Source organism: Enterococcus sp. DIV0802b (assembly GCF_050543535.1).
Classification (GTDB): domain Bacteria; phylum Bacillota; class Bacilli; order Lactobacillales; family Enterococcaceae; genus Enterococcus_D; species Enterococcus_D entomosocium.
In genome coordinates, this window is record NZ_CP172941.1 from 421,849 (window position 1) to 446,609 (window position 24,761).

At 43.2% G+C, this 24,761-nt stretch carries 26 protein-coding genes; 19 read left to right on the forward strand and 7 right to left on the reverse strand.

All coding sequences use genetic code 11. The features are described from left to right. The first annotated feature begins 35 nt into the window (after nucleotides 1-35). The 8 genes from manA (at nucleotide 36) to IGJ12_RS02045 (ending at nucleotide 5,959) form a co-directional block, all read left to right on the forward strand. A complete protein-coding gene (gene manA / locus IGJ12_RS02010) occupies nucleotides 36-989 on the forward strand; it encodes a mannose-6-phosphate isomerase, class I (RefSeq protein ID WP_181154883.1) in 954 nt (317 codons plus the stop codon). Nucleotides 990-1,188: 199 nt separating this feature from the next. After that, the gene (locus tag IGJ12_RS02015) at nucleotides 1,189-2,328 is read left to right on the forward strand and encodes a cysteine desulfurase family protein (protein ID WP_430619284.1); all 1,140 of its coding nucleotides are present in this window, start codon (nucleotides 1,189-1,191) and stop codon (nucleotides 2,326-2,328) included. A 68-nt stretch (nucleotides 2,329-2,396) separates the two neighbouring features. Further along, entirely contained in the window at nucleotides 2,397-2,738 is a 342-nt protein-coding gene (locus IGJ12_RS02020; RefSeq protein WP_005232263.1) for a DUF1831 domain-containing protein, read from the forward strand. A 177-nt stretch (nucleotides 2,739-2,915) separates the two neighbouring features. After that, on the forward strand, nucleotides 2,916-3,761 hold the full coding sequence (locus tag IGJ12_RS02025; RefSeq protein ID WP_430619285.1) for an aldo/keto reductase: 846 nt from the start codon (nucleotides 2,916-2,918) through the stop codon (nucleotides 3,759-3,761). 42 nt (nucleotides 3,762-3,803) lie between these two features. Then, nucleotides 3,804-4,409 carry a metallophosphoesterase gene (locus IGJ12_RS02030; protein WP_430619286.1) on the forward strand — a complete coding sequence of 202 codons (606 nt, stop codon included), beginning with the start codon at nucleotides 3,804-3,806 and terminating at the stop codon, nucleotides 4,407-4,409. Between the two features lie 205 nt (nucleotides 4,410-4,614). Next, entirely contained in the window at nucleotides 4,615-5,178 is a 564-nt protein-coding gene (gene amaP, locus IGJ12_RS02035; RefSeq protein WP_430619287.1) for an alkaline shock response membrane anchor protein AmaP, read from the forward strand. 11 nt (nucleotides 5,179-5,189) lie between these two features. Next, nucleotides 5,190-5,384 carry a DUF2273 domain-containing protein gene (locus IGJ12_RS02040; RefSeq protein WP_005232259.1) on the forward strand — a complete coding sequence of 65 codons (195 nt, stop codon included), beginning with the start codon at nucleotides 5,190-5,192 and terminating at the stop codon, nucleotides 5,382-5,384. A gap of 56 nt (nucleotides 5,385-5,440) precedes the next feature. Then, entirely contained in the window at nucleotides 5,441-5,959 is a 519-nt protein-coding gene (locus IGJ12_RS02045; RefSeq protein ID WP_005232258.1) for an Asp23/Gls24 family envelope stress response protein, read from the forward strand. An 86-nt stretch (nucleotides 5,960-6,045) separates the two neighbouring features. On the opposite strand, the gene IGJ12_RS02050 is transcribed toward IGJ12_RS02045, so the two are convergent. Beyond that, a complete protein-coding gene (locus IGJ12_RS02050) occupies nucleotides 6,046-6,759 on the reverse strand; it encodes a C39 family peptidase (RefSeq protein WP_430619288.1) in 714 nt (237 codons plus the stop codon). Nucleotides 6,760-7,127: 368 nt separating this feature from the next. Here IGJ12_RS02050 and mnmA point away from each other — a divergent pair, with 368 nt between their 5' ends. Continuing rightward, entirely contained in the window at nucleotides 7,128-8,246 is a 1,119-nt protein-coding gene (gene mnmA / locus IGJ12_RS02055) for a tRNA 2-thiouridine(34) synthase MnmA (protein WP_026008140.1), read from the forward strand. Nucleotides 8,247-8,370: 124 nt separating this feature from the next. Here mnmA and IGJ12_RS02060 read toward each other — a convergent pair whose 3' ends face one another. Together IGJ12_RS02060 and IGJ12_RS02065 are read right to left on the reverse strand one after the other, a co-directional pair. Further along, complete coding sequence (locus IGJ12_RS02060) at nucleotides 8,371-9,327, reverse strand: 1-phosphofructokinase family hexose kinase (RefSeq protein WP_008376159.1); 957 nt, start codon at nucleotides 9,325-9,327, stop codon at nucleotides 8,371-8,373. Next, nucleotides 9,324-10,085: a DeoR/GlpR family DNA-binding transcription regulator gene (locus IGJ12_RS02065; protein WP_008376158.1), complete on the reverse strand. Its 762-nt coding sequence runs from the start codon at nucleotides 10,083-10,085 to the stop codon at nucleotides 9,324-9,326. The genes IGJ12_RS02060 and IGJ12_RS02065 overlap by 4 nt, the downstream gene beginning before the upstream one ends. Before the next feature lie 281 nt (nucleotides 10,086-10,366). Between IGJ12_RS02065 and IGJ12_RS02070 the strand changes: the two genes are divergently transcribed. The 6 genes from IGJ12_RS02070 to IGJ12_RS02095 all read left to right on the forward strand — a co-directional run bounded on the left by IGJ12_RS02070 (nucleotide 10,367) and on the right by IGJ12_RS02095 (nucleotide 14,068). Then, nucleotides 10,367-10,828, forward strand: a complete 462-nt coding sequence (locus tag IGJ12_RS02070; RefSeq protein WP_008376156.1) for a PTS sugar transporter subunit IIA — start codon at nucleotides 10,367-10,369, stop codon at nucleotides 10,826-10,828. A 20-nt stretch (nucleotides 10,829-10,848) separates the two neighbouring features. Beyond that, on the forward strand, nucleotides 10,849-11,148 hold the full coding sequence (locus IGJ12_RS02075; protein WP_005227245.1) for a PTS sugar transporter subunit IIB: 300 nt from the start codon (nucleotides 10,849-10,851) through the stop codon (nucleotides 11,146-11,148). 36 nt (nucleotides 11,149-11,184) lie between these two features. Then, nucleotides 11,185-12,576 carry a PTS galactitol transporter subunit IIC gene (locus IGJ12_RS02080; protein WP_430619289.1) on the forward strand — a complete coding sequence of 464 codons (1,392 nt, stop codon included), beginning with the start codon at nucleotides 11,185-11,187 and terminating at the stop codon, nucleotides 12,574-12,576. A 28-nt stretch (nucleotides 12,577-12,604) separates the two neighbouring features. Next, entirely contained in the window at nucleotides 12,605-12,856 is a 252-nt protein-coding gene (locus tag IGJ12_RS02085) for a hypothetical protein (RefSeq protein ID WP_061053678.1), read from the forward strand. A gap of 17 nt (nucleotides 12,857-12,873) precedes the next feature. Continuing rightward, nucleotides 12,874-13,626: a class II aldolase/adducin family protein gene (locus IGJ12_RS02090; RefSeq protein ID WP_061053679.1), complete on the forward strand. Its 753-nt coding sequence runs from the start codon at nucleotides 12,874-12,876 to the stop codon at nucleotides 13,624-13,626. Between the two features lie 214 nt (nucleotides 13,627-13,840). Continuing rightward, nucleotides 13,841-14,068, forward strand: coding sequence for a hypothetical protein (locus IGJ12_RS02095; RefSeq protein WP_254907472.1), 228 nt, complete (start codon nucleotides 13,841-13,843; stop codon nucleotides 14,066-14,068). A 55-nt stretch (nucleotides 14,069-14,123) separates the two neighbouring features. Here IGJ12_RS02095 and IGJ12_RS02100 read toward each other — a convergent pair whose 3' ends face one another. Beyond that, nucleotides 14,124-14,984 carry an AAA family ATPase gene (locus IGJ12_RS02100; protein ID WP_016611423.1) on the reverse strand — a complete coding sequence of 287 codons (861 nt, stop codon included), beginning with the start codon at nucleotides 14,982-14,984 and terminating at the stop codon, nucleotides 14,124-14,126. 312 nt (nucleotides 14,985-15,296) lie between these two features. Between IGJ12_RS02100 and IGJ12_RS02105 the strand changes: the two genes are divergently transcribed. Together IGJ12_RS02105 and IGJ12_RS02110 are read left to right on the forward strand one after the other, a co-directional pair. Then, nucleotides 15,297-15,674 (forward strand): DUF1033 family protein, encoded by a 378-nt coding sequence (locus IGJ12_RS02105; RefSeq protein WP_005227251.1) that lies wholly within the window; start codon nucleotides 15,297-15,299, stop codon nucleotides 15,672-15,674. Next, complete coding sequence (locus IGJ12_RS02110) at nucleotides 15,607-17,679, forward strand: DNA topoisomerase III (RefSeq protein WP_430619290.1); 2,073 nt, start codon at nucleotides 15,607-15,609, stop codon at nucleotides 17,677-17,679. Before IGJ12_RS02105 ends, IGJ12_RS02110 begins: the two co-directional genes overlap by 68 nt. 77 nt (nucleotides 17,680-17,756) lie before the next feature. Here IGJ12_RS02110 and IGJ12_RS02115 read toward each other — a convergent pair whose 3' ends face one another. From IGJ12_RS02115 to IGJ12_RS02125, 3 genes are read right to left on the reverse strand one after another with little or no spacing between them, the layout of a single operon-like run. Continuing rightward, complete coding sequence (locus IGJ12_RS02115) at nucleotides 17,757-19,310, reverse strand: response regulator (RefSeq protein ID WP_430619291.1); 1,554 nt, start codon at nucleotides 19,308-19,310, stop codon at nucleotides 17,757-17,759. Beyond that, nucleotides 19,288-20,736 carry a sensor histidine kinase gene (locus IGJ12_RS02120; protein ID WP_008376148.1) on the reverse strand — a complete coding sequence of 483 codons (1,449 nt, stop codon included), beginning with the start codon at nucleotides 20,734-20,736 and terminating at the stop codon, nucleotides 19,288-19,290. The genes IGJ12_RS02115 and IGJ12_RS02120 overlap by 23 nt, the downstream gene beginning before the upstream one ends. A gap of 10 nt (nucleotides 20,737-20,746) precedes the next feature. Beyond that, a complete protein-coding gene (locus tag IGJ12_RS02125; RefSeq protein ID WP_008376147.1) occupies nucleotides 20,747-21,751 on the reverse strand; it encodes an ABC transporter substrate-binding protein in 1,005 nt (334 codons plus the stop codon). Nucleotides 21,752-21,983: 232 nt separating this feature from the next. On the opposite strand from IGJ12_RS02125, the gene chvE reads away from it, so the two are divergent. Next, nucleotides 21,984-23,084, forward strand: a complete 1,101-nt coding sequence (gene chvE / locus IGJ12_RS02130) for a multiple monosaccharide ABC transporter substrate-binding protein (protein ID WP_430619292.1) — start codon at nucleotides 21,984-21,986, stop codon at nucleotides 23,082-23,084. Between the two features lie 146 nt (nucleotides 23,085-23,230). Then, nucleotides 23,231-24,760 (forward strand): multiple monosaccharide ABC transporter ATP-binding protein, encoded by a 1,530-nt coding sequence (gene mmsA, locus IGJ12_RS02135; protein ID WP_061053686.1) that lies wholly within the window; start codon nucleotides 23,231-23,233, stop codon nucleotides 24,758-24,760. Nucleotide 24,761 lies beyond the last annotated feature (1 nt).

Consider the following 24,761-nt stretch of genomic DNA (forward strand, 5'->3'; position numbering starts at 1 on the left):
GCTATAATATGCACGAACAACTAGAGAGGGGAACAATTATGGAACCATTGTTTATGAAACCTGTTTTTCAAGAAAAAATTTGGGGCGGCAGTCGCCTGCATTCTGTTTTTGGTTTTGATTTACCGAGTGACAAAATCGGTGAAGATTGGGCGATCAGTGCGCATCCTCATGGGGTGAGCGTCATTGAAAATGGTCCTTTTAAAGGCAAAACATTGGCGGATCTTTGGCAAGACCATCAAGAACTGTTTGGACATTCAGACGAACCAGTCTTTCCATTATTAATTAAAATTCTAGACGCGGAAGATGATCTATCCGTTCAGGTCCATCCTGATGACACGTATGGGCTAGCCCATGAAGGGGAATTAGGGAAAACGGAATGCTGGTACATTATTGATGCCGAACCAGGTGCGGAAATCATTTATGGCCACCACGCACAAACCAAAGAAGAACTTGCGGAAATGATCGAAGCGGGTCGTTGGGATGATTTGTTAACAAAAGTCCCTGTGAAAAAAGGGGATTTCTTCTATGTGCCAAGTGGAACGATCCACGCCATTGGGAAAGGGATCATGATCTTAGAAACCCAACAAAGCTCGGATACGACTTATCGGGTGTACGACTATGATCGTACCGATGATCAAGGACAAACTCGGGAGCTGCATATCCAACAATCGATCGATGTGACGACGATTCCTGCACGGACGCCAGAATTATCGATCCGTGAAGTCAAACAAGGACAATCAGCAGTCGTTACCTATCTTGAAACGCCATTTTTCAATGTGTATGAGTGGGAAGTACGTGGAAAATTATCTTTGGCACAAAATGCCGATTATACCTTGATGACTGTGATCGATGGGTATGGGCAGTTGATGATCGACGGTCATTCCTATGAACTAAAAATGGGCACGAGCTGCATTTTGCCAAACCCGATCAAGAAATGGGAATTGGTTGGTGAATTGACTGTCATTGCCTCTGAACCTGGAAAAAAATAAAACGATCAGTAAGTGACGTGATTCGCACAAGCAAAACAGCACACGTTCCTGATTTTTCGTAAGGCTGAACGCGTTCAGCTGCCTGTCATCATTGGCGATTTTTCCGCTTTTGACTGACAGGTTTTTTCGTATGGACACTCACGATAGACGTCTGAGGAAGATTTGTTATAATGGCAGTAATGAAGGATAGGTGAAAAGAATGGTTTACTTAGATCATGCAGCAACGACACCGCTGCACCCAGAAGTGATCAAAGTGATGAGTGAAACGATGCAGACATTTTTTGGCAATCCATCAAGCATTCATCATTATGGTCGAGACGCCCACACCCAATTAGAATTGGCTCGTCAAGCGATCGCTCAGCAGCTAGGGGTCAAGGAACATGAGATCATTTTTAACAGTGGAGGTACCGAAAGCGATAATACAGCGATCATCGGTACAGCCCTTAGCAAACAAGCACAAGGCAAACATATCATTACGACCCAGATCGAACATCCGGCGGTCATTGAGAGTATGCGCTATTTAGAAGGCTTAGGCTTTGAGGTGACCTATTTGCCCGTAGATAAAAAGGGGCAATTGGCCGTCAGTGAAGTTGAGGCTGCCTTACGTCCCGATACGATTTTAGTATCCATAATGACGGCAAACAATGAAACGGGCAATTTGTTGCCGATTACAGAAATTGGCGCCCTTTTACGGGAGCATCCCGCCGTTTTTCATACCGATGCCGTGCAAGCTTATGGCAAAATCCCGCTTGAAATCAATGAAAACAGTATTGATCTCTTAAGCATTTCCGCTCACAAAATCAACGGACCAAAAGGGATCGGCTTTTTGTATAAACGAGATGGCTTGTCGCTACCTGCGCTACTCCATGGTGGCGAACAAGAAGAAAAACGGCGAGCAGGGACGGAAAACTTAGCAGCCATCATGGGAATGGCCAAAGCAGCTTCTTTGCATACCCCCGAAGCGCAGCAAGCAGCGGCAGAACAATATCAAACGTTTGCCGATGTGCTGATGGAGACCTTAGCAGCACAAGGCGTTGATGTTCAGTTGAATGGTGATCCAGCACACAAATTGCCCCATATTTTGAATCTGCGTTTCCCAGGGGTCAGCAGTGACTTGTTACTGATGAAATTGGACTTAAAAGGAGCCGCCATCTCGACAGGCAGCGCTTGTACGGCGGGCAATGTTGAACCCTCCCATGTGCTAGAAGCGATGGTAGGCAAAGAGCATCCAGCTATCCGGGAATCGGTCAGAGTCAGCTTTGGCTATGGCAACACATTGGCGGAAATCGAAGCATTTGCTCAGCTATTAGCAGAAACTGTCTTAGCAACGAAAAAGTAGGAGAACAGCTAGCAATCTCGCTGAAAACTATTTATAATGAAAGAAATGATGTTAAAGAGGTGAAGAACATGGCATTTGAAACAACAGCAACCGTTTTAGGCGCAGCAACCCAATACCGCATTGCTCCTGAAGCAAAAAAATATACGTTGCGGGACAATGGCTTTACAGAAACGAACGGCGGCAACTTCCAATTGATTCGTGGCCTTGAAGCAACACCCCAAAGCAAAGAAGGATTTAAATTAAAAATCACTGTTGCAAAAGATCTGCAAACCTTCAAGATGTCGATCACGACAGCCAATGGATTAAAAGCAGTCAATATTTTCAAAGATGAACAGCACAAAATGCTGCAAGAAAAATTTTACTTTTTAATGGATGGTTTTATCAGCCGCGGGTTGTTTGTCAAAGCGTAAGCTTTTGTCAAAAGCAGCTATACCGTTCAAAGGGCAAGAAGTGTGTCACTCCGCCAAGCAGGCAAGGGATTGATACACTTCTTTTGTATCTTTGCCGGTTTCTTTTTATACTAAAGTAAACAAACCTAAGCCGTTCTCAGAAAGTGGATACGTTGAGACGAGAAAGAAGGAATCCAGATGAAACGAACCTTAAACAAGCAATCCGTGTTAGCCGTTGGAATGGGGACTTGGCATATGGGGGATGACCCAGCTAAGGAAAAAGCCGAGATCGATGCGCTGCAAGCGGGCATCAAAGCCGGAGCGGCTGTCATCGATACCGCAGAAATGTACGGCGAGGGAAACGCAGAAACGCTAGTTGGCAAGGCGATCCAGCCCTTTACACGAGGGGATCTTTATTTGATTTCAAAAGTTTATCCCTGGAATGCCTCCGCAGATGAATTGCCGAAAGCTTTAGACCGTAGCTTAGCGCGTTTAGGCACCGACTATCTTGATCTGTATCTGCTCCACTGGCGAGGAGATGTGCCGTTAGCAGAAACAGTTGACGCACTAGAAGCTGCCAAAGCCTCTGGAAAGATTCGTGCATGGGGCGTCTCTAATTTTGACGTGGCAGATATGGAGGAGCTGTTGCGGTTAGAAAACGGCGATCAATGTGCCGCCAACCAAGTACTCTATAATTTAGGTGCCCGGGGGATCGAATACGATCTTTTGCCTTGGCAGGCAGAGGCTGAGATTCCGGTGATTGCCTACTCACCCATTGCTCAAGGCGATCGGCTAGGGCACCACTTCAAAAATGATGAAGTGGTGAAAGAGCTGGCAGAAGCCAAAGGCTGCACGATTTTTCAGCTGCTTTTGGCATGGACCCTCCGACAACCGCACGTCTTAGCGATCCCCCAAACCAGTGACTCGCTGCATATGCTGCAGAACATTGAAGCTGCCAAAATCGTTTTTTCCAAAAGCGAATTGGCGACAATCGATGCACGCTTTCCGGAGCCAACGAAAAAGCAGCCGCTAGCGATGATTTGAAGACCCTAATCACAGAAAAAAGCAGTAAAGTAAGGAGCGACTATGAAATTTTTTACGTCTGATACCCATTATTTTCATGCAGCCTTGCTCGGGGACAATGACTTTGCCCCACGCCCCTTTGAGACAGTGACGCAAATGCATGAAACGATGATCGCCAGCTGGAATGAGGTCGTTGCGGATAAAGATGTCGTTTATCATTTAGGGGATGTCGCGATGCACCCTGCTTATGAAGCAGGTTTTCCAGAAATTGCGGCGCTGTTAGCACAGCTGCAGGGCAAAATCGTTTTTATCAAAGGCAATCATGATACCCGGGCTTTCTTTGCGTACTTGCGCAAGCATGATCCTGGTTGTTTGAGAGCCCAAAAGTATGCGTTTGAAGATGTCGGTGTCTTGCTGAAGTTTGCTCATCAGCAATTTATACTGACCCATTATCCTATGCTGCTGGGGATCACCAAAAACAGCCGCAATCTGCATGGGCATATCCATCATCACAGTGTGCCAATCGCTGAGAATCTCAACGTAGGAGTCGATGCGCCGGAATTGGCGTTTCTGCCGCAGCCGCGTCCCTTCGGTCGACCAGTTTCCGAAAATGAACTGGCGGTGCTGTATCATGCAAAACAACAAGAACTTGCCAAGCTAGCTCGTTAACAGATAACAAGAAAAGCAAGCGTCAAGACAACGTCGGACGGCTTGCTTTTTTTGTGATGACTTTGACAGCAAGCTTTGATTAAGGAAATTTTTTTGATAAAAATAAACTTTATATGTAAAAAATAATCGATTCCAAGAGTTATTATTTGATGGATATTTAAGAAATGTGTATGCTTTAAGTAGAAAGCAGTAAAGGAGGTTGCCAATGCGTAAGATTTCTAAAGTGATTTTTATCATCGGATTACTTTTACTCTTACTTGTCTTTTATTTTGGGATCATCGCCAATCAGCAAGCGGCTTCATTGCCTGTTTACTTGATTCCTTTGGATGAATATCCTTGGGTCGGATCTTCCATGAGTATGCTGCTCTTTTGGTTATCTGTTGGCTTTGCTATTTTTACAGTGATCGCACTCTTTGTCGTTTTGTTTTATCCAAAACGCTCAGACCGCTTGATCATTCCCCATAAGACAGGCGATTTAGTGATTCAGAAGAAGGCGTTAGAGCATTTTGTGCTCGAGCGGGTGAAACAAGCAGATTTCATCCATCAGCCATCGGTAAGAATCAAAATCGTCAAGAATAAAGTAGCGGTAAAAATCGATGGAGAAATGAAACAAACAGCAGCCATCCCGCAAAAACAAGAAGCTTTGGTTGGTGAGATCAGCAGCAGTCTGCAGCAGCTTTTCGGTATCGAAAGCAATATCCAAACGGAAGTTGTTTTAAAAGATACGCAAGAAACGCCAGCAGCCCATGACCAACCGCGTGTAGTTTAGGAGGAACAGGTATGAGTGAATGGTTCTACCACTATAAGATCCCGCTTATCTTTGCAGGTTTCGGTTTGATCCTAGCGATCCTGTTTCTAACGATCGGCTTTTTGAAAACCATACTGCTGGTGCTATTTACGGCACTAGGTACGTATCTGGGATTTTATCTCAAAGAAGTCGGATTCTTTGAACAATTTCAAAGACCGCGCCGTTAACTTTGGTAACATTATTAGTTTAATTTATATCAAGATTATAGTAGGAGGAATGTACGATGGAAAACCAAACAAAACCAACAACAGGTGTTAAAGGAGAATTAACTTACGAAGATAAAGTGATTCAAAAAATCGTAGGCATTGCATTAGAATCTGTAGACGGACTCTTAACAGTCGATGGCGGTTTCTTCTCAAATATTGCAGGTAAATTAGTCAACACCGATGATGTGACTTCAGGGATCAACGTTGAAGTTGGGAAAAAACAAGTGGCAGTCGATCTTGATATCGTTGCAGAATATGGCAGCGACATGACCACGATCTACGACCAAATCAAAGAGGTTGTTTCAACACAAGTCAACAAAATGACGAATTTAGAAGTCATCGAAGTAAACGTGAATGTAGCAGATGTCAAAACACGTGAACAATTCGAAAAAGACTCTGAAACAGTTCAAGACAAAGTAAGCAGTGCGGCAGAAACAACTGGCGACTTTGCGTCAAAACAAACACGTAAAGCCAAAGGTGCCTTCAACCGGACAACGACGCGTATTCAAGAAAACAACGAACCACGCGTTCAATAATAGCAAGATAAGCAAAAGACTAGCTGCGGCTAGTCTTTTTTTGTCCCACAAAAGGTGTATTTTTGCAGCTTCAGCCGATCAGAACATCAAAGCCAAAAGCTCCAATAATGGATTCCTTCTGCTTGAAAGACATCGTTAGGATAGCTTTTCTCATAATGGGCTTTTTCGGGGGAATCATTAGGATCGAATACTTGAATCGTTCCTTCTTTGTTCAAAGCCAATACCATGATATGTCCGGATGTCGTAAAGGTTCCTGCTTGAACCGAGACCACAACGGGGATGCCTTGTGTCATTTTCTCATAGGTAGCCTCAAATGAATCCCCTAAATCGGCAAATTGGTAACCAAAAGCTTCGGCAAACTGAGGAAAGATTTGCCAACTTGTTCCTTGTTTGGGAAGATAAAATTGATCGCCAGCCCACTCCAATAGTTTGTCAGGATTCGGCGGAAGATCCGTCCAAAAAGCATCGATCATGGCTAAAGAAGCAATAGCGCACCCGTTTGCCGCAAAGGTGTTTTGCTCTTCTCCATATCCATACGTGTTATTGCCCCAGCGTTGATCGGTTTGTACAATCAACGGCAGTTGCTGCGTGTCTGCCATCGCTTGTTGAATCGCTTGATTGGCTTGGCGAGTGAACTGTTTTGAGACAAGCGCTGTCTGATCAAACGCAGCATCCCTGACCTGATCAATCACGTAATGAATGACAAAAACACCACCGATGAGAAAAAGCAGCAGTGCAAGGCTCTTTTCTTTCTTCCCATCGTTTCTCCTCGTTTTCGATATCCTTGTGTGCGATCGCATGAAATGCCCCTCCTCGTAAAGTAGTATCTAAGAGAAGTATAGTCTTTTTCTAATAAGAGCATTTCTGCATTTCCTGAAGAATTTCATACGATTTTATGACAACCACCATTTGAAAAGTAAGTTGTTACTGTTTGGACAGCTGTCGATGACAGACACAAAAGCAGCGCTTCCTCTATTTGGCTGAGTAGGTGGAATAACGAACAGTTACTTCTCTCCAGATGTCTTTTCTAAAAAAGGAATTTTTAAGAAAAGACAGCAAACAGTGAAGTTTTTTGTGTTTTGTTGTATAATGCAAATTACTGAAAAGTTGCGACCTTCAAATCGTAGATGATTTCAGAATCTATAATTGAAATGATGGTGAAACAATCATGTCTAACGAAAACACCCGGGTGGTGGTTGGAATGAGTGGCGGGGTAGACTCGTCAGTAACAGCACTTTTGCTGAAAGAACAAGGGTATGATGTTGTCGGGATCTTTATGAAAAATTGGGATGATACCGATGAAAACGGTGTTTGTACCGCAACAGAAGACTACAAAGACGTAGCCAAAGTGGCTGCGCAAATCGGGATTCCTTATTATTCAGTGAATTTCGAAAAAGAATATTGGGACCGTGTATTTGAATATTTCCTTGCAGAATACCGTGCCGGACGGACACCTAATCCAGATGTCATGTGTAACAAGGAAATCAAGTTCAAAGCCTTTTTGGATTATGCGATGGATCTTGGTGCCGACTATGTAGCAACCGGCCATTATGCGCAAGTGACCGTTGATGAAAACGGCGTAACTCATATGTTGCGAGGCGTGGATAACAACAAAGATCAAACGTATTTCTTAAGCCAATTGTCACAAGAACAATTGAGCAAAACCATGTTCCCACTAGGCGGCATGGAAAAATCAGAAGTACGAGCGATCGCTGAACGGGCAGGTCTAGCAACAGCCAAGAAAAAAGATTCCACGGGTGTCTGCTTTATCGGAGAAAAGAATTTCAAACAATTTTTGAGTAATTACTTGCCAGCGAAAAAAGGCAATATGGTTACATTAGATGGCGAAGTCAAAGGACAACACGATGGCTTGATGTACTACACCATCGGACAACGTCAAGGCTTAGGCATTGGCGGCGGCGGTGCCACTCAAGAACCATGGTTTGTCGTAGGAAAAGACTTAGCAACCAACACTTTGTATGTGGGGCAAGGATTCCATCACCCCGCATTGTATGCAGATCGCTTGGAAGCAAGCCAAATCCACTTTACTACAGAACAAGACCGCGGAACGGAATTTTCATGCACAGCAAAATTCCGCTACCGTCAACAAGATGTACCAGTAACGGTGCGTCTATTAGATGGAGATCGGGCAGAAGTGATTTTTGACGAACCAGTACGCGCCATCACTCCTGGACAAGCAGTCGTTTTTTATGACGGGATGGAATGCTTGGGCGGCGGTTTGATCGATGCAGCCTACAAAGAAGCCAAAGAATTACAATATGTTTAACCACTAACAAAATCAGCCCTAGCTAAGAACACTGAACCAATCAGTTGCACTTAGCTAGGGCTTTTTTTCTTTGTACCAACGAATGTTTTGCGTAATCAAGAGAACCAAAAAAATAGGTAGCCGTTTATTCTTTGATCTTGAAAAGGTGGATCTTTTCGCTAAATGCAGCGACTTGTGCAGGATCGATCGTACCGTTTGTTTTCGAAAGCGCATTAGACATGCCACAAGCCATAGAATAGGTCAATGCTTGTTCCATTGGATACTGTTTATTCATTGCAACAGCCATACCACCAACGGTTGAATCGCCACAGCCAGTCGTATTAACGATGGCGATTTTAGGGATCTCGATCTTAAAAAAAGTCGACTGGTGTTTAACGATTGCCCCATCGCCGCCTTGAGAAACCATGACGGTGTCGATCCCTTCGAAAAGAGTGCTCTCTAAGACAGAGAAAATGTCTTGCGATGAATGCAATTTTTGACCCATTAGTTCTTCTAATTCCTGTTGATTTGGTTTAATAAAATTCGGACGAGCATTCGTTTGAGTCAAACAATTTTTTAGTTGTTCCCCAGCTATATCCATGAGGATCGGGACTTGTTCACCTAATGATTGACGGATGAATTGAAGCAACTGATCGTGAAAGTGTCCATTATCAGAATTTACTGATCCAGAAATACAGACGACCGTGATGGGGTGTTGTTTAATTATTGCTGCAAGGTGTTGGTAAAAAAGTTGTTCGTTTTCCTCCGACAGATAAAGTCCTTTTTCTACTAGCTCAGTATGAGTGTTACCGTCATGCATGATCGTGATCGCATTGCGAGAATTGCCGTCGATGGTGAGGAAATCCAATACATAACGTTCTTCAGCTAGTAAAGAATCAAGGATCGTTTTGCCTACAGGTCCACCTAAAATACCTGTCAATAAAACGGCTTCCCCAGATTGTGCGATGACTCTGCCAGCATTGATGCCTTTTCCTCCAATTGATGTATGTGGGTTATCTACCCGATTTACTTGATCCAATTTTAGCGAAGGAACAAGATAGTTGTAGTCCATGGAAGGGTTCATTGTGATGGTTAAAATCATTTTTGTTCCTCCTTGAGGATCTCTGTAAAGGAACGATAATAGTCAAAAGTAGTCTCAGAAAGTTTATCATCAGTGATCAAATAGTCGATATCTGAAAGCGAGTAGAAGGTATAAACGTCAGAGCGATTAAACTTGGAACTATCTGCAACGATGCATTTTTTGCGGGAATGTTTGAATGCGACTCGTTGAATCGAACCTTCAACAAGATTTGCAGTGGTGATATTATTTTCAAAGATCCCATTTGTAGCAGCAAAAGCGATATCGATATTTAAATTTTCAAAACTCTTCTCTGCTGTTTCCCCATAAAATTCTTCCGTCGTGCGGGAAAATTCTCCACCGGTCAATAAGACACGATAGTCTGTGTTGTAAATCAAATAATTAAAAGCAAGTAAACTATTTGTGATCACGAATAAGTTTGCTTTTTTTAGTTCAGGTAAAGCGTGGAGCATCGTAGTTCCCGCACCGATATAGATAGTATCGTTGTCTGATATGATACTGTTCATTACTTTTCCGATGAATTTCTTTTCGGCAACGTTCGTATCGATTTTTTCTTGAGTAGAAAGCTCGTGTTCGATTTTTTCGAGTTTTTGGGCGCCACCATAGATTTTTACCAATAAAGATTGATTCGCTAACTCTGTAATATCTCTACGAATGGTCATATCGGAAACGTCTAATGTTTTGGCTATTTCTGCAATGGATAAGTAATCGTGCTGATTCACTAGCGCTAGAATTTTTTCTTGCCGTTCTTTCTTTAACATAGTTTCACCTCTGGTTGATTAACGATTTTTTTAAGTTTCTTTTTTATCGATGTTCTTTATACATTAATTAATAGCATTTACTTTTGGAAAAAGCAAGGGAAAATGTTCATCTTTGTTAAAGTTTGATAGTTTCGTGTATTGGTGAAAGGAATCAGTTTGAAAAAAATACCAAAAGAAAGCGTTGATAAGAAAAATTAACTATTGTATATTTACATTGTAAAACATATTGTAACAAACTTTAACAATATTTATCATTTGAGTTGAACAAGGAGGAAGAATAGGTGGGCTATACGAGCATGTTTGATGAAAGGCTAATTTTTCTCGATGTGGAAGGAGAGGAGTTGAAAGAACTATTTGAAGAAATAGCAAAACGATTACAGCAACAAGGTTTTGTGAATGAACAGTATGTAGAAGGATTACTAGCAAGAGAACAAGCTTTTCCAACTGGACTGATTACACAGTATTTGAATATTGGCTTGCCTCATTCAGAACCAGCGTATGTCGAAAAGCCTTTTATTGCGATCGTGCGTCTGAAAAACGAGGTGAAGATGAAGCAAATGGGCGACAGTCAAGAAATGCAGGTCAAGGATCTCTTTTTTCTAGGAATCAAAGAACCAAAAGAGCAAGTCGGCTTACTGCAATCGTTAATGGCATTATTTATGGATGAAGGATTTGTAAAGGCATTCATTGAAACACAAGAAGTGCAGGCAATTTATCAGCTAGTTACACAGTATACAAAATAAAATTTTTGGAGGAATTTAAGATGAAAAGAAGATTGATCGTAGCATGTGGAAGTGGGGTTGCAACAAGTCAAACGATCGCAAGTAAAATTGCTGGAATGCTTGAAGATGACGGAATCGATTTCCCCGTTGAAGCAGTTGATTACAAGTCGATCCAAAATGAATTGCCGTCGACAGGAATTTATGTGTATGTTGCTCAGCCAGATGATGAAGTATTGGAAAAAGCCGCTGAGCTAGGTGTACACGTTTTTGCTGGGATTCCGTTTCTTACCGGTATGGGTATGGATACGATTTATGAAGAAATCAAAGAATTGATTGGCTAGTACAAAACATCCTATCAAAAGAAAGAAGTGAAAAAAATGCAAGTATTTCAAGACATTATCAATTATATCTTAGGTTTAGGTTCCGCTATTTTTGTGCCGCTAATCATTTTAATCCTAGGCTTGGTTGCAGGGATGAAATTCAAAAAAGCCTTTATGTCTGCAATCACGTTAGGTATTGCTTTTACTGGGATGTCTATGGTCATTGGCTTTATGTCAAATGCAGTTAGTCCAGCTTCCGAAGCATTGGCAAAAAACACTGGCTTGAACTTGCCTGCGCTAGATTTAGGGTGGACAGGAGCGGCAAGTATCACCTGGTCATGGTCCTATGCATTTGTTTTCTTTGCCGTCGTTCTTGGCGTGAATTTTGTCATGTTGATTTTGAACTGGACCAAGACGTTGAATGTCGATATGTGGAATGTATGGGGCAAAGCGCTGACTGCCTATCTGGTCTACTTTATCAGTGGAAGTTTACTTGCTGGGTTTATCACCGCCATCGTACAGGTTATCTTGGAACTTAAAATGGGGGATATGTTCCAACGCCACATTGAGGATTTGACTGGTATTCCTTTAGTAACAGTGACCCACTTGATGAATATTTCAGCAGTGCTTTTATTACCGATCAATGTGATTATGGATAAAATTCCTTTCTTTAATCGACGGGCCGATACCAAAGCCTTAAAAAAGAAAATCGGTATCTTCTCTGAAAATTCCGTGATGGGCTTTCTCATTGGTTTGGGCTTGGGATTAGCTGCAGCTTATGGCGTGTCAGGCTCATTGAACTTAGCTATTCAAATCGCGACTGCAATGGCTTTGTTCCCAATGATCTCAAAAATGTTTATGCAGTCTCTTTCACCACTGGCTGATGCAATGTCGGAAATGATGAAAAAACGCTTTAAAGATCGGGAAGTTTACATTGGGTTAGATTGGCCCGTATTAGCTGGTCGCTCTGAGATTTGGGTCGCTGCTATCTTGTTGGTACCTGTCTTTATTGGCTATGCTATCATCTTGCCGGGAAATGCTGTGTTGCCTTTAGCAGGAATCATTAACTATTCGATCGCAGTAGGTGGATTATTGCTCACCGGCGGAAACTTGGTTCGTATGCTGATCATGGGGGTTATTTCGATGCCAATCTATCTATATGCAGCTACGTATTTGACGCCGATCCTAACGGGCTTAGCAGATCGAACCGGCGCAGTAGAAGGAATACAAAAAGGGCAGCAAATCACTTGGTCTTCGATCGAAGGACCGGAATTTCGAATTTTATTTGCAGAAGCGTTTAAAGGAAATATCTTGGGTATCGTCGGTTCCGTTGTGTTTATCGCAATGTTTGTCTGGTTGTATAAATATATGAATAAGGTAAAGGTACCAAGTCAAAGATATGAAGAACAAGGGACCCCATCGACGCAAGTACGTGCGACGAATGGCTAATATTTTCAAAAAGGAAAGGACGACAGGAATGGGAAAGAGCGAAAAAATAAAATGGCAATTGCTTCTTTTTCTAGCAATTGGCTGCTATCTCTTAGCTTTGGTGACACAACAGTACCTATTTAATGTCGTAGCGATTGGTCTAGCAGTCTGTGTATACAAATATGGCAGTCCAGTACTTTTTAAAGAATACGATGAACGGAAAAAGAAAAAAGAGGAAGAAGCAGCTAAAGTAAGGGGAGCTGTACAAACAATCTTACGCAACAAAACGTTTGAAAAATAAAAAAGGTGGTCTTGAATATGTCAGATGGACGGATGATTTTTGAAAGAGAACGGGAAGATTTAGCACGAATCGTAAAATTGATTTTTACCCGGAAGAATACAAATGTTGCAGGCGGTAATTTTTCTTTTAAAACAACCGATGAAACTGGAAAAGAATACATTATTATGACACCAACTATGATGTCAGAAGCCTATTTAGGAGAGGTCTCACCAGCCCAGATTTTAGTCGTTGAGCCTCATACGAGAACAGTGATTGATGGGGTTGGTCAGCTGACACGAGAAATCAACTTACACGAAGCGGTTTATGATACGAATCCAGCGATAAAAGCAGTCTTACATGCCCATTCTCCTCACTCGATGTTTTGGGCAACCGCTGGATTGGATATGCCTAACTTAACAGAAGCGACCCAAAAAATTGGCTATATTCCTGTACTAGACTTTGAACCTAATTGCTCACCAGAATTAGCAGAATTAGTTTCTGATTACATGAAAAAAGAACAACTCGCCTTACCGAATATGTTGCTCCTCAACAGTCATGGGGTACTGATCAGTGCGCCAGGAGCATCTGGCATCGAAGCAATCCATAAAGCTTTGCAAATACTAGATACCACGGAATGGAATGCGGAAATTGCCTATAAGCAAACGATTTTTCAATCTTTAGGCTTGTTAGATGGTTTTTACTCCAAAGGGAGACAAGTAGGAACACTTGAAGACTTGAAAAAACATACACCGATTTATAATAAAGAAGAAATTTTTGCTGGTGGTGATTAGCCAGCAAGTAATCATCTTTTTCGATTGATAAAAATCCAAGAACATTCGTTTACGAGTTCTTGGATTTTATTTTTTTATTCAAAATATGCTATAATTTAGTCAGAAAATGAATGTTTTTGATGTATTGGCATTTTTGAAAGAAAGGGGGAGGTGCATGAATCGTACAAGAGCCAACCTCATGAAATGAGGGGAGGTTAGTGCCGTAGGGTTGGTAATGCTTCATCAGAATCAGGTCATTTCAAGCCAAATCAACCAACTTGCCTTAGCCGTACTATTTGGTTTAGCAGGGTATTTGCTTGTTTTTAAAAAGTTCTACTTTTTGTCCGCTCAGATTGCGGAGCATTCCGATCAGTATAACCAAGCAGAAGTCAAGTGGGACAAAATTGCGGGAGTGGTCGCCTTCTATATTGCTCTGATCAGTTTGATTTTGGTCTTTGTGTGAGTGTAGCGGAAAAAAATGCCAAAAGAAATCTTTGACGGAAAATGGTTTGCTTTGGTCATGATCGATCATCAAATTCGGCTTGATGTGCTTGAAAAAAGCGGTAATACTGCTGGACATTAGCTAACTGCGTCCACTTCCGAACATCGACAGGTGTTTGATCCAAATCATAGATTTTGGCTTCCTTTAAAGATAAAACGAAAGGACTATGGGTAGCAATAATGAATTGACACTGTTCATAGCGGACAAAATCTTCCAGTAACTGCACCAGTTCCAGCTGACGCTCAGCAGAAAGAGAATTTTCTGGTTCATCTAATAAGTAAAGGCTGTTGGGACGAATCTTTTCTTGAAAGAAGCGAAAGGCACTTTCACCATTGGAATATTCTCGGACATTGTCGATCAAGTGCTTGCGGGTGAATTTGGACTGTGTGTTGGATCGTGCAAGATTGATTTTCTTCAATTCATGGTAATCGTCAAAACCCGTGAAACGAAAGTCTGCATACTTTGCTTGGTAGTATTCTTGGAATACTTCTTCTCGGCGATGATCGATCCCTTGATTCAAGTTTCGAATAGCCAGCATGTAATCAAAGACATCATCGCTGGTCAAAAGTACTTTTTCTTGCGGTTCGTCGATGCTGCCAGTAGTACAGTAGGCTAAGTAGTCCTCGAAAAAATTCGAGCGATTATACGCAGCAAAGCGCTGCGCGTGGATCTTTTCGGCAATCACGTTCAATGCGGTGGTTTTGCCAGAACCATTGCCGCCATATAAGATCGTGACCGGTTCAAAATCGATCTGCTGAAAAAGGCGGGCACTGAGAATCTGAAAAGGGTAGTAAGAATCATAAACGGTTCGTTTGATGGAAAGGAAAAAATCAAACTCGGTCTCTTGATCGGGAAAAGTGATTTGTTCGAGATACATAGGGCACCTCCTGGCAATTTCATGGTTGTCATTATTGTAGCATATCCATCGCAGACAAATTTTTTTTACGAGGTTAAAATAAATCTTGTTTGATATTTTTTTAATCTTTTGATGTTATATTCACAACAGGAAACATCTGTGCTAGACTATAGGGGCATAGAAATGATGTAATCTTAAACAACCGATAAATCGTACAAAAAAAACGAGGGTTTAATGAATTTTTAAAGCAATGTTTAAATGCTGAAACTTATTCCTTGCAAGTTTAAGTAAAAGTGACTAATATGGGGAAGGAATCGTGAAAGGAGCAATGGAATGTATCAAGTAGTAGTCATGTATGGGGACAATGAACCGTGGTGGTTTTTTGAGGGATGGCAGTCAGATATTCAAGAGGCGTTCACATTTGCAACTTTCAGCGAGGCGCAGTCATTTTATGAACAAAAATGGCAAGAAATCAGAGAAGAGTATTCGTACATAAATGCAAAATCAAACTTTATGACGGCTTTTTGGAATGAAGAAGACGAACGCTGGTGCGAAGAATGCGACGATTACCTCCAACAATATATTGGACTGGCATTGCTTAAAGAATATCAGCAAGTCGTCGATGAAAGCAGGAAAGATTTTTATGAAACAACTAATTCTAGCGGAAAAGCCAAGCGTTGCCAAAGACCTCAGCAAAGTTTTGGGCTGTGAGCAAAAACATAAAAATTATTACGAAGGACCCAAGGCGATTGTTACTTGGGCCCTTGGTCATTTATTGGGCTTGAAAATGCCTGAAGATTTAATCAAAGAGTGGGCATCATGGCAGATGGAAACGTTACCGATGATCCCTAAGTCCATCGGGATCAAGCCGTTACCAAAAACCGGTCATCAACTAAAAGCCATCAAACAACTGGCTCAAAGAAAAGATGTCGGGGAAGTCGTGATCGCTACCGATGCGGGAAGAGAAGGGGAGCTAGTCGCTCGCTGGATTTTGGAGTGGGTTCGTTTTGACAAACCAGTCAAACGTTTGTGGATTTCTTCGCAAACCCCTAAAGCCATCAAAGAAGGCTTTGCAAAATTGCAGTCAGCCAAGCACTACGACAATCTTTACTACTCCGCCCTTGCGCGGGCAAAAGCCGACTGGCTGGTAGGGTTGAATGTCACCCGGGCATTGACGGTCAAATATCAAGACAATCTTAGTGCGGGTCGGGTCCAAACCCCTACCTTAGCTTTGGTGCGCAGTCAGGAAATGCAGATCGAGAGTTTCCGTCCGCAAACCTATCATGTGATTACCCTAAACGTAGGCGATGCCAAGGCCCGCCTGCAGCAAAAAAATCCCTATCAACTAAAAGAACGCAGCGACGCCGAAGCATTGGTCAAGCAAATGAGTCAACAAAATGGTCGCGTGACAGCGATCGAAGAAAAGGTCAAAACAGAAAGTGCGCCATTGCCTTATGATTTGACCGAGATCCAACGAGAAGCCAATCAGCGTTATGGATTTTCAGCCAAGAAGACCTTGTCGCTTGTTCAAAGCTTGTATGAAACCCATAAAATCGTCACTTACCCAAGGACGGATTCCAAGTATTTGACTAATGATATGAAGGCAACCATGAAGGAACGCCTGCAGGCAGTTGCGGATTTTGCCCCAGAAGTCAAAGGATACTTGAAAAATGGCGGACAAGTAGTGCAGCAAGCTGTCTTCAATGATAAAAAAGTTACCGATCACCATGCCTTATTGCCAACGGAACAGCGGGCACGTTATGAAAAATTAACTACCGATGAACAACGGATCTATCAAATGATCGTTAGTCGTTTCTTAATGCTCTTTGCGAAACCCCATAAAAAGCAGCAGCAGAAAGTGACCGTGACCTTTGGTTCAGAAACCTTTGTATTCAACCGCAATACCGTGTTAGAAGCGGGGTGGAAAACGACTTCTGAAGAAGAAACCAGTGATGTGGCTTGGCAAAAAGGCAGTACCGTCAAGCCTGAGTTCACCATCCAAAAAGAGTTGACTACACCACCAAAACCGTTGAATGAAGGAACTCTTTTAGGCAAAATGGAAAAACACAGTCTTGGTACGCCGGCAACCCGTGCGGAGATCATTGAAAAGCTGATCAAATCTGAGCTGATGGAGCGGACCCCAAGCGGCTTGCAAGTATCGCCAAAAGGCAAGCAGCTGTTAGTCTTAGTCAATCCATCCTTGGTGACACCAGAATTGACGGAAAAATGGGAGAAGGAACTGGAAGCCATTGCGAAAGGCACCTATTCTGCCCAAACCTTCCTCGCACAAATCGAAGCAGACACAAAACAACTGGTCAAAGAAATCAAGCAAAGCGAAAGCAAGTACCAAGATTTCTCATTGACCCAAAAACGGTGTCCCGAATGCGGCGAACCCTTGCGGGAGAAAAATACCCGTGATGGCAAGATCTATGTTTGCTCCAGTGGGACCTGCAAGTACCGTCGTCGGAAAGACCCGAAAGTTTCAAACCGACGCTGCCCGCAATGCCACCGAAAGATGGAGATCATTGAAGGCAAAAACGGCGCCTATTTCCGCTGTAAATTCGATGGGACCACCGAAAAAATGGCGGATAAAAAGGAACGCAGCAAAAAGCTGTCGAAACACGAAGAACGCCGCTTGATGAACAAAATCAATCAAGAAGAACCGCAAGAAAGCCCATTAGCAGCTGCTTTAAAAGCTGCGATGGAGAAGAAATAACTGCATGAGGTAGAAAATGAAAAAGAGTGAGGACGATTTTGCTGTCCCTCACTCTTTTTTTGCATCCCTTCACTCATTTAGGCATTTTTTTGACGGTATTCTTTCGGTGAGATTTTTTCTTTCTTCTTGAACAAAAAGGAAAAATAATTTGGGTCATTGTAGCCAACATCAAAGGCGATCTCAGATAGTCGTAGATTGGTCGTTAACAGCAGTTCCTTAGCTAAGGTCAACCGTTGCTCGGTCAAGTATTCGATAAACGTAGAATCAGTGGCTTGCGAGAAGATGGTGCTGAAATGTGCTGGACTCAAATGAACTTTTTCAGCAACTACATTTAAGGAAATATTGGGATCAGAAAAGTGCTCACTGATAAAGGTTTTGGCTTGATTGATGACGCTTTGATATTTCGCCATTGCAGGATTGATGGGTTGTTTGGTTAATAATGGCAACAGTTCTGCCAGAGTCGTTTGATAGTTCTCTGGCTCATGGGTCAATGCCGCTAGATAGTCTAAGTCATGGGCGTGCTGAACGATCTGGGGCAGCGAATGACTGTCTTTTTTCTTCAACAATGCCAGCAGTTCGACTAAGACGAACAAACGGTACATTTGCGTTCGCTCAACGGTTCCTTGAGGCGCCATCAATTCAGCGATCAGCTCAGGGATCGTCTGTTTCCCAGCATTTGCCAGTCTTGAAGCAAGGTCGGTTTTGAAAGGATTGGTGGGGGATAGTTCCCCTTCGCGAATGTCGTCTTCATAGCTGATGATTTTTTCCTTGCGGATGCTGCCATAGGTTTTTAGCATGTCACGAGCTTTCTGATAAGAAAGAGAGATACCCGAGAAGCGATCTGCTACCGGTCCGATCGCCACTGCTACTTCTTCCCCAGAACCATGAACGAGGCTTTGAGCGATCTGATAGGCTTTTTCTAAAACTTGTTCTCGGTCATGGTCAAAAAGCAAAAACTTGATGAAGCGGCTGGACACACTGGAGAACAAGACGGCATCATCCTGTTCATAGGCTTTGGTCAGCTGCTGGCTAAAGCGAGTGTAGTCAGAAAAGCTTTGACTGAAGGGGGTTTTTGCTAACAGCACACAAAACTGTTTGCCTGAAAAGCGTCGGCCCAGTTCTTCTGCTTGCAAAAAGGCTTCTGAGATTGTGATCTTTTGTTTAAAGAGGTGATTCAGAAAGTGATTCTTTTTGATTTCCATTTCGAATAAATCGTCTTCTTTGGATAATTGCTGATGAGTGGCTTGTTGTTCATCTAAGTGTTGAACGACGGTTTTGATGGCTTGTTCTAATTCTTCGTTTTTGATGGGCTTGAGCAAGTAATCATCTGCTTGCAGCTGCAGTGCCGTTTTTGCATAGTCAAAATCATCAAAGCCGCTAACGAAAATAATGCGAACTTGCGGCAATAATTTCTTGGCTTCTTTCGCAAAGACCAAGCCGTCCATAAACGGCATTTTGATATCACTGATAATAATATCAGGACGCAGATCAAGGATCGAAGCCAGCGCCAACTCGCCATCTGCGGCTTCATCGCTATAAACGATCGGGTATTGTTTGGCGAGAGTCATGATTTGGTGGCGCAAACTATCGCGAATCAGATGTTCATCTTCAACTATGAACACTTTGTACATGGTTGGATTCCTCCCTTTTTGGTACTGTGACGTTAATCGTGGTGCCTTCTTGGTATTGACTGTGGATCGTCAGTTGCGCTTCGCTGCCGTAGTTCAGCTGGAGACGGCGATAGACGTTATATAGGCCATAGCCGCTCTCAGAGGCGGGATCAGTGGTTTCTTTAAGGTTACGACGAATCTCCTCCAGACGCTCAGGGTCGATCCCAACACCGTTGTCACTGATGGTCATTTGAATCTGGTGAGGCAATTCTGACACTGTGATTCGAATCATGCCGACGCGACGGACAAACTTGGTGCCATGATAAACGGCGTTTTCAACAAGGGGCTGCAGGACCATTTTCAAAACCTGTAGTTCTGGACTGACAGTTTGATCTTCAATGGTGTAAGACAGCATCCTGCCATAGCGGATCTGCAAAATCTTCAAGTAATCGTCCACATGCCGCAATTCTTTTTCCAGCGGAATCCAGTCTTGCCCTTTGCTTAAGGAGATGCGGAAAAAATCTGACAGCGCATAAGTCATTTCGGTTGCTTGCTCGTAACGGGCAGCTTCAATCAAAGAAACGATCGCATCTAAACTATTATAGATGAAATGTGGAGTGATCTGGGCTTGTAAGACCCGCACCTCACTTTGGGCTAAGTGATACTGCTTCAAGGCATTTTCTTCCAAGAGCCGAGTCAAGTCATCTGCCATCCGATTCAAGCTACTCGTCAGAGTCCGCAGCTCTGGGGTTTCGGGCAGTTCTGCTCGGTAGCTCAAATGTCCTTGGGATAGTTCATTGGAAAGGTCTAACAACCGATCCAGCGGGTATTGCAGATTGTCACGAACAAAGCGGCGGTTTTTATTGATGATCGCAAAGATGATCAAAAGCAACACGACCTGAAAAAGGATTAGCAGCAACACGGATTGGACCAGTTCGTGATTGGTTTGGCTGGCTAAGCTGATCTCTACCCCGACAAACTGCTGCAAAATATCGGATAGCAAATCGATCACCGAATCCACTTGGATCATGACGTATTGGTTTTGTTCCACCGGTTCATCGTTGAGAATATTATCGATCAACTGTTGCTGATAGGTTTCTAAAGAATCGAGCGTTCGAAAGGCGACTGCTAAAATATTGAGCTCTTTGGCAGTGCTGGTATTTTCTTGAATGTGCTGCAGATCGCTCCTTAGTTCATCGATCACATTGGTTTCTTGGACTTGTGCGACGGTTTTTTGACCAAAGACTAAATCCCACATTTCTTCCAAGACAATGGCATCGACTTTTTCCGATAATTGATTGGCTTCTTCAATATTGTTGATGGTGTTTTGGTAAATAAAAATCTGCCGCGAGTAAAAGACACTGCTTACTACGAGGGGGATAAAGGCGACGAGGATCATCAGTTTGTTGGTCTGCTGGAAGATGCCCTTGATACTTTTTGTTTTCATCTTCATCTCCTCAATAATTTCTTGGTGGAATCTGATCAAAGTCCATATCACTGGAAAAAACTGTTTCATGGACATAGATTTCACGAGGAATGGCATCGGCGCCGCGAGCCAAGTAGCGCGAGATGGCATTTTTGACGAACACACCAGCATCTGGGTTGCATTCAACGACACAATTGACGATCCCTTGCTTCAATTTGTCGATCATTTCTTTTTGGGCATCGATCGATACGATCACCAAATCCTTCCCTGGCTCAATATCGGTTTTTTCGAGGGCTTCAAGAGCGCCAAGAGTCATCTCGTCATTGTGACTGAACAAGACATCGATCTGCTCCATTTTGCCTTCTGCGATGTATTGTTCAATGACTTCTTTGCCTTTGCGGCGAATGAAGTCACCATTTAGCTCATCTTTGACTTGGATCGTTACATTGTTGTGGGCATAATCACGCTTGATGGTTTCTCGGAACCCTTCTGAGCGCAAATACGTCGGAGAAGTAGCATCCAGTCCCGTCAATTCTAAAACATTGATCGTTTCATTTTGATGTTCTTTATAATAATTGCTGACGTAGAGACCTGCACGATTGCCCTCGGCTTTGAAGCTTGGCCCGATATGAGTCAGAAACAAGGAGGGATCGCTGACGTTGACATGACGGTCCACCACGAAAACGGGAATCCCCGCTTGCGCAGCTTCTTCCAAAATCGGTTCCCAATTGTTTTCCTGAATCGGGGTAAAGACGATGGCATCGACTTGATACACGATAAAACTGCGGATATCTTGAATCTGACGTTCTTGATTCATATAGCCGTTACGATAGAGCACTTCATAGCCTTCCTTCTCTAATTCAGTGCGAATCGATTCGGTGTGGCGCTTGCGCCAGCTGCTTTCTGTTCCCGATTGAGAAAAACCGATCACGATACTTTCTTCCGATGTTTCAGCGGTCGTTTCTTTGACTGCTTGGCAACCAGCCAAGAAAGACAAACACAACCAAAGGAGTAACCCAATTTTTATATTCCTCATTTTTTTCACCTCTATGGTCTATTCTACTAAAAAATACGGAAGCGCTTTACACAAAATATCAAATCAAATAAAAACCAAGGGAATCTTAAAAAATCCAAGATTACGAAAAGAAAAGGGGGCAACTGAGTCGTTTTTTCTCAAGAAATCCAAGAAACCTCGAAAAAATCTAAATGTAAGCGATTCCTTAACTGGCTATACTGAGAATGTAAGAAAAAGACATGGAGGGATCACAATGAAAGGTACTTTTGGTAAATTGGTCGTCCTAGCATCCACCTTATTGGTTGGCGGATTGTTAGCAGCTTGTGGGAATGGATCAGACAGCTGGGCAAACGGTGACGGAGACAAAGGATTTGTTGGGATCGCGATGCCGACCAAATCGGCAGAACGGTGGATCGCAGATGGCGACAACATGGTAGAAGAATTAGAGAAGCTCGGCTATAAAACTGACCTGCAATATGGAGAAGACAAAGTAGAAAACCAAGTGGCACAAATTGAGAATATGATCACCAAAGGCGTTGATACCTTAGTGATCGCCTCGATCGATGGTTCGGCACTGACGGACGTGTTGGAAAAAGCCCATAACGAAGACATCACAGTCATCGCCTATGACCGTTTACTGATGAACTCGGAATACGTCGATTATTATGCCACCTTTGATAATTTTGGGGTCGGCGTGCTGCAAGCGTCTTATATTGAAGACAAATTAGGCCTCAAAGATGGTGAAGGACCATTTAACATTGAATTATTCGGCGGTTCTCCAGATGATAACAATGCACTGATCAATTATAATGGGGTCCTTTCGGTTTTCCAACAGTACTTTGACAGCGGACAGCTAGTCGTTCCTTCCGGTCAAACCAACTTCAACCAAATCGCTACCTTGCGTTGGGATGGTTCAACCGCGCAAGCTCGGATGGACAATTTGTTGAGTGCCAACTATACGGATCAAACATTGGATGCTGTTCTTTCACCTTATGATCCAATCAGCCTAGGAATCATCTCATCGCTTAAAGGTGTGGGCTATGGTTCCTCTGATAAACCACTGCCTGTGATCACCGGTCAAGATGCGACGGTGGCAGGAGTGAAATCAATCATCGCGGGCGAACAAACCCAAACGATTTTTAAAGATACACGGGTGTTAGCGAAAAACACGATCGAAATGATCGAAGCCATCACCAATGGCGAGGAAGTACCGGTCAACGATACTGAAACCTATGACAATGGCGTCAAAGTCGTACCAACCTACTTGTCAAATCCTGTTTCTGTGGATAGCGACAACTACAAAGAAGAATTGATCGATACCGATTACTATACAGAAGAAGAGCTGGGCATTTAAGCAAGGAGTGCAGATCCAGCGAGAAAAGATGCTAGTTTCCCCTCAAGCAGCAGGGAAGAACGAATCATCCCCAGTATTCGTTCTTTCCGCTTTTCTTACAAAGGGAGCGCATCACTTTTACATAAAAAGGAAAAGGGTGAAAGAACATGGCAGATAATATTTTGATGATGAAAGGCATCGTCAAAGAGTTTTCAGGGGTTCGCGCCCTTGATAACGTCAACCTCTCGATCGAGCGAGGAGAGATCCACGCACTGTGTGGAGAAAATGGCGCTGGCAAGTCCACGCTGATGAATGTCTTAAGCGGACTCTATCCTTACGGCAGTTATGATGGAGAGATCTATTATGAAGGGGAGTTATGCAAGTTCAAAGATTTGCGGGACAGCGAGGACAAAGGAATCGTTATTATTCATCAAGAGTTAGCCTTAAGTCCTTACCTGTCGATCAAAGAAAATATTTTTTTAGGAAATGAACAAGCCAAGCACGGCATTATTGATTGGGATCTGACCGAAAAGAAAACGGACAATCTCTTAAAGATCGTTGGCTTAAAATTAGACCCGAATACGCTGGTTTCACAAATCGGTGTCGGGCATCAACAGCTGGTGGAAATTGCCAAAGCATTTTCAAAATCCGTCCGATTGTTGATTTTAGATGAACCAACCGCAGCGTTGAATGAAGAAGAAAGTGCCAATCTGTTAGAGCTGATCAAAGAGTTTCGCAACCAAGGGATCACTTCGATCATCATCTCCCACAAGCTGAATGAAATCGTCAATGTGGCGGATCGCATCACGATTTTACGAGACGGGCAAACGATCGAGACGCTGAGCGGGGCCGAAATCTCTGAAGAGCGTATCATTCGGGGCATGGTTGGGCGAGATTTGACCAATCGCTACCCAGAGCGGAAACCCACTATTGGTGAACCGTTTTTTGAAGTCAAAAATTGGACGGTCCATCATCCAATCGACCATACCCGTGTGGTGAATGAAAATTTGAACTTGATGATCCGCAAAGGAGAGATCATCGGCATCGCCGGTTTGATGGGTGCTGGCCGGACTGAGTTTGCCATGAGTGTCTTCGGTCATTCCTACGGCAGTTCGATTTCGGGGGAAGTCTATAAAGACGGCCAACCGATTTCTGTCAAAGACGTGCCAACCGCCATCAAAAATGGGTTAGCCTATGTGTCGGAAGACAGAAAAGCGCTGGGCTTGAATCTGCTGATGGATATTCGCGAGAACACCACCATCGCTAGTCTTGCCAAAATCAGCCGCCAAGGGGTCATCGATAAAGAAAAAGAAGTCACGATGGCAGAAGAATTTCGCAAAAAAATGCGGACGAAAACCAATTCAATCTATCAAAACGTTGGCAGTTTGAGTGGTGGGAATCAGCAAAAAGTCGTTTTGGCAAAGTGGCTGATGACCACACCAGATATCTTATTTTTAGATGAACCGACCCGCGGGATCGATGTCGGGGCGAAGTACGAAATCTATACGATCATCGAAGAGATGGCAGCAGCTGGCAAAGCCATCTGTATCATCTCCTCGGAGTTACCAGAACTATTAGGCATGTGCGACCGGATCTACACGATGAACGAAGGCCGCTTCACGGGCGAAGTGTTACGGGAAGAGGCAGACCAAGAACGATTGATGAATCTAATGACACTAGAAGAGAGTGGGGTTTGAG

What these genes read in the sequence shown, in the direction of transcription:
- IGJ12_RS02045 (WP_005232258.1), top strand. Translation starts at nt 5,441, where the DNA reads ATGGAAAACCAAACAAAACCAACAACAGGTGTTAAAGGAGAATTAACT.
- IGJ12_RS02085 (WP_061053678.1), top strand. Translation starts at nt 12,605, where the DNA reads ATGGGAAAGAGCGAAAAAATAAAATGGCAATTGCTTCTTTTTCTAGCA.
- IGJ12_RS02065 (WP_008376158.1), bottom strand. Translation starts at nt 10,085, where the DNA reads ATGTTAAAGAAAGAACGGCAAGAAAAAATTCTAGCGCTAGTGAATCAG.
- IGJ12_RS02125 (WP_008376147.1), bottom strand. Translation starts at nt 21,751, where the DNA reads ATGAGGAATATAAAAATTGGGTTACTCCTTTGGTTGTGTTTGTCTTTC.
- chvE (WP_430619292.1), top strand. Translation starts at nt 21,984, where the DNA reads ATGAAAGGTACTTTTGGTAAATTGGTCGTCCTAGCATCCACCTTATTG.
- IGJ12_RS02100 (WP_016611423.1), bottom strand. Translation starts at nt 14,984, where the DNA reads ATGTATCTCGAACAAATCACTTTTCCCGATCAAGAGACCGAGTTTGAT.
- mmsA (WP_061053686.1), top strand. Translation starts at nt 23,231, where the DNA reads ATGGCAGATAATATTTTGATGATGAAAGGCATCGTCAAAGAGTTTTCA.
- IGJ12_RS02105 (WP_005227251.1), top strand. Translation starts at nt 15,297, where the DNA reads ATGTATCAAGTAGTAGTCATGTATGGGGACAATGAACCGTGGTGGTTT.
- IGJ12_RS02115 (WP_430619291.1), bottom strand. Translation starts at nt 19,310, where the DNA reads ATGTACAAAGTGTTCATAGTTGAAGATGAACATCTGATTCGCGATAGT.
- IGJ12_RS02015 (WP_430619284.1), top strand. Translation starts at nt 1,189, where the DNA reads ATGGTTTACTTAGATCATGCAGCAACGACACCGCTGCACCCAGAAGTG.
- IGJ12_RS02110 (WP_430619290.1), top strand. Translation starts at nt 15,607, where the DNA reads ATGAAACAACTAATTCTAGCGGAAAAGCCAAGCGTTGCCAAAGACCTC.
- IGJ12_RS02060 (WP_008376159.1), bottom strand. Translation starts at nt 9,327, where the DNA reads ATGATTTTAACCATCACAATGAACCCTTCCATGGACTACAACTATCTT.
- IGJ12_RS02020 (WP_005232263.1), top strand. Translation starts at nt 2,397, where the DNA reads ATGGCATTTGAAACAACAGCAACCGTTTTAGGCGCAGCAACCCAATAC.
- mnmA (WP_026008140.1), top strand. Translation starts at nt 7,128, where the DNA reads ATGTCTAACGAAAACACCCGGGTGGTGGTTGGAATGAGTGGCGGGGTA.
- IGJ12_RS02080 (WP_430619289.1), top strand. Translation starts at nt 11,185, where the DNA reads ATGCAAGTATTTCAAGACATTATCAATTATATCTTAGGTTTAGGTTCC.
- IGJ12_RS02030 (WP_430619286.1), top strand. Translation starts at nt 3,804, where the DNA reads ATGAAATTTTTTACGTCTGATACCCATTATTTTCATGCAGCCTTGCTC.
- IGJ12_RS02120 (WP_008376148.1), bottom strand. Translation starts at nt 20,736, where the DNA reads ATGAAAACAAAAAGTATCAAGGGCATCTTCCAGCAGACCAACAAACTG.
- amaP (WP_430619287.1), top strand. Translation starts at nt 4,615, where the DNA reads ATGCGTAAGATTTCTAAAGTGATTTTTATCATCGGATTACTTTTACTC.
- IGJ12_RS02050 (WP_430619288.1), bottom strand. Translation starts at nt 6,759, where the DNA reads ATGCGATCGCACACAAGGATATCGAAAACGAGGAGAAACGATGGGAAG.
- IGJ12_RS02075 (WP_005227245.1), top strand. Translation starts at nt 10,849, where the DNA reads ATGAAAAGAAGATTGATCGTAGCATGTGGAAGTGGGGTTGCAACAAGT.
- IGJ12_RS02095 (WP_254907472.1), top strand. Translation starts at nt 13,841, where the DNA reads ATGCTTCATCAGAATCAGGTCATTTCAAGCCAAATCAACCAACTTGCC.
- IGJ12_RS02025 (WP_430619285.1), top strand. Translation starts at nt 2,916, where the DNA reads ATGAAACGAACCTTAAACAAGCAATCCGTGTTAGCCGTTGGAATGGGG.
- IGJ12_RS02090 (WP_061053679.1), top strand. Translation starts at nt 12,874, where the DNA reads ATGTCAGATGGACGGATGATTTTTGAAAGAGAACGGGAAGATTTAGCA.
- IGJ12_RS02040 (WP_005232259.1), top strand. Translation starts at nt 5,190, where the DNA reads ATGAGTGAATGGTTCTACCACTATAAGATCCCGCTTATCTTTGCAGGT.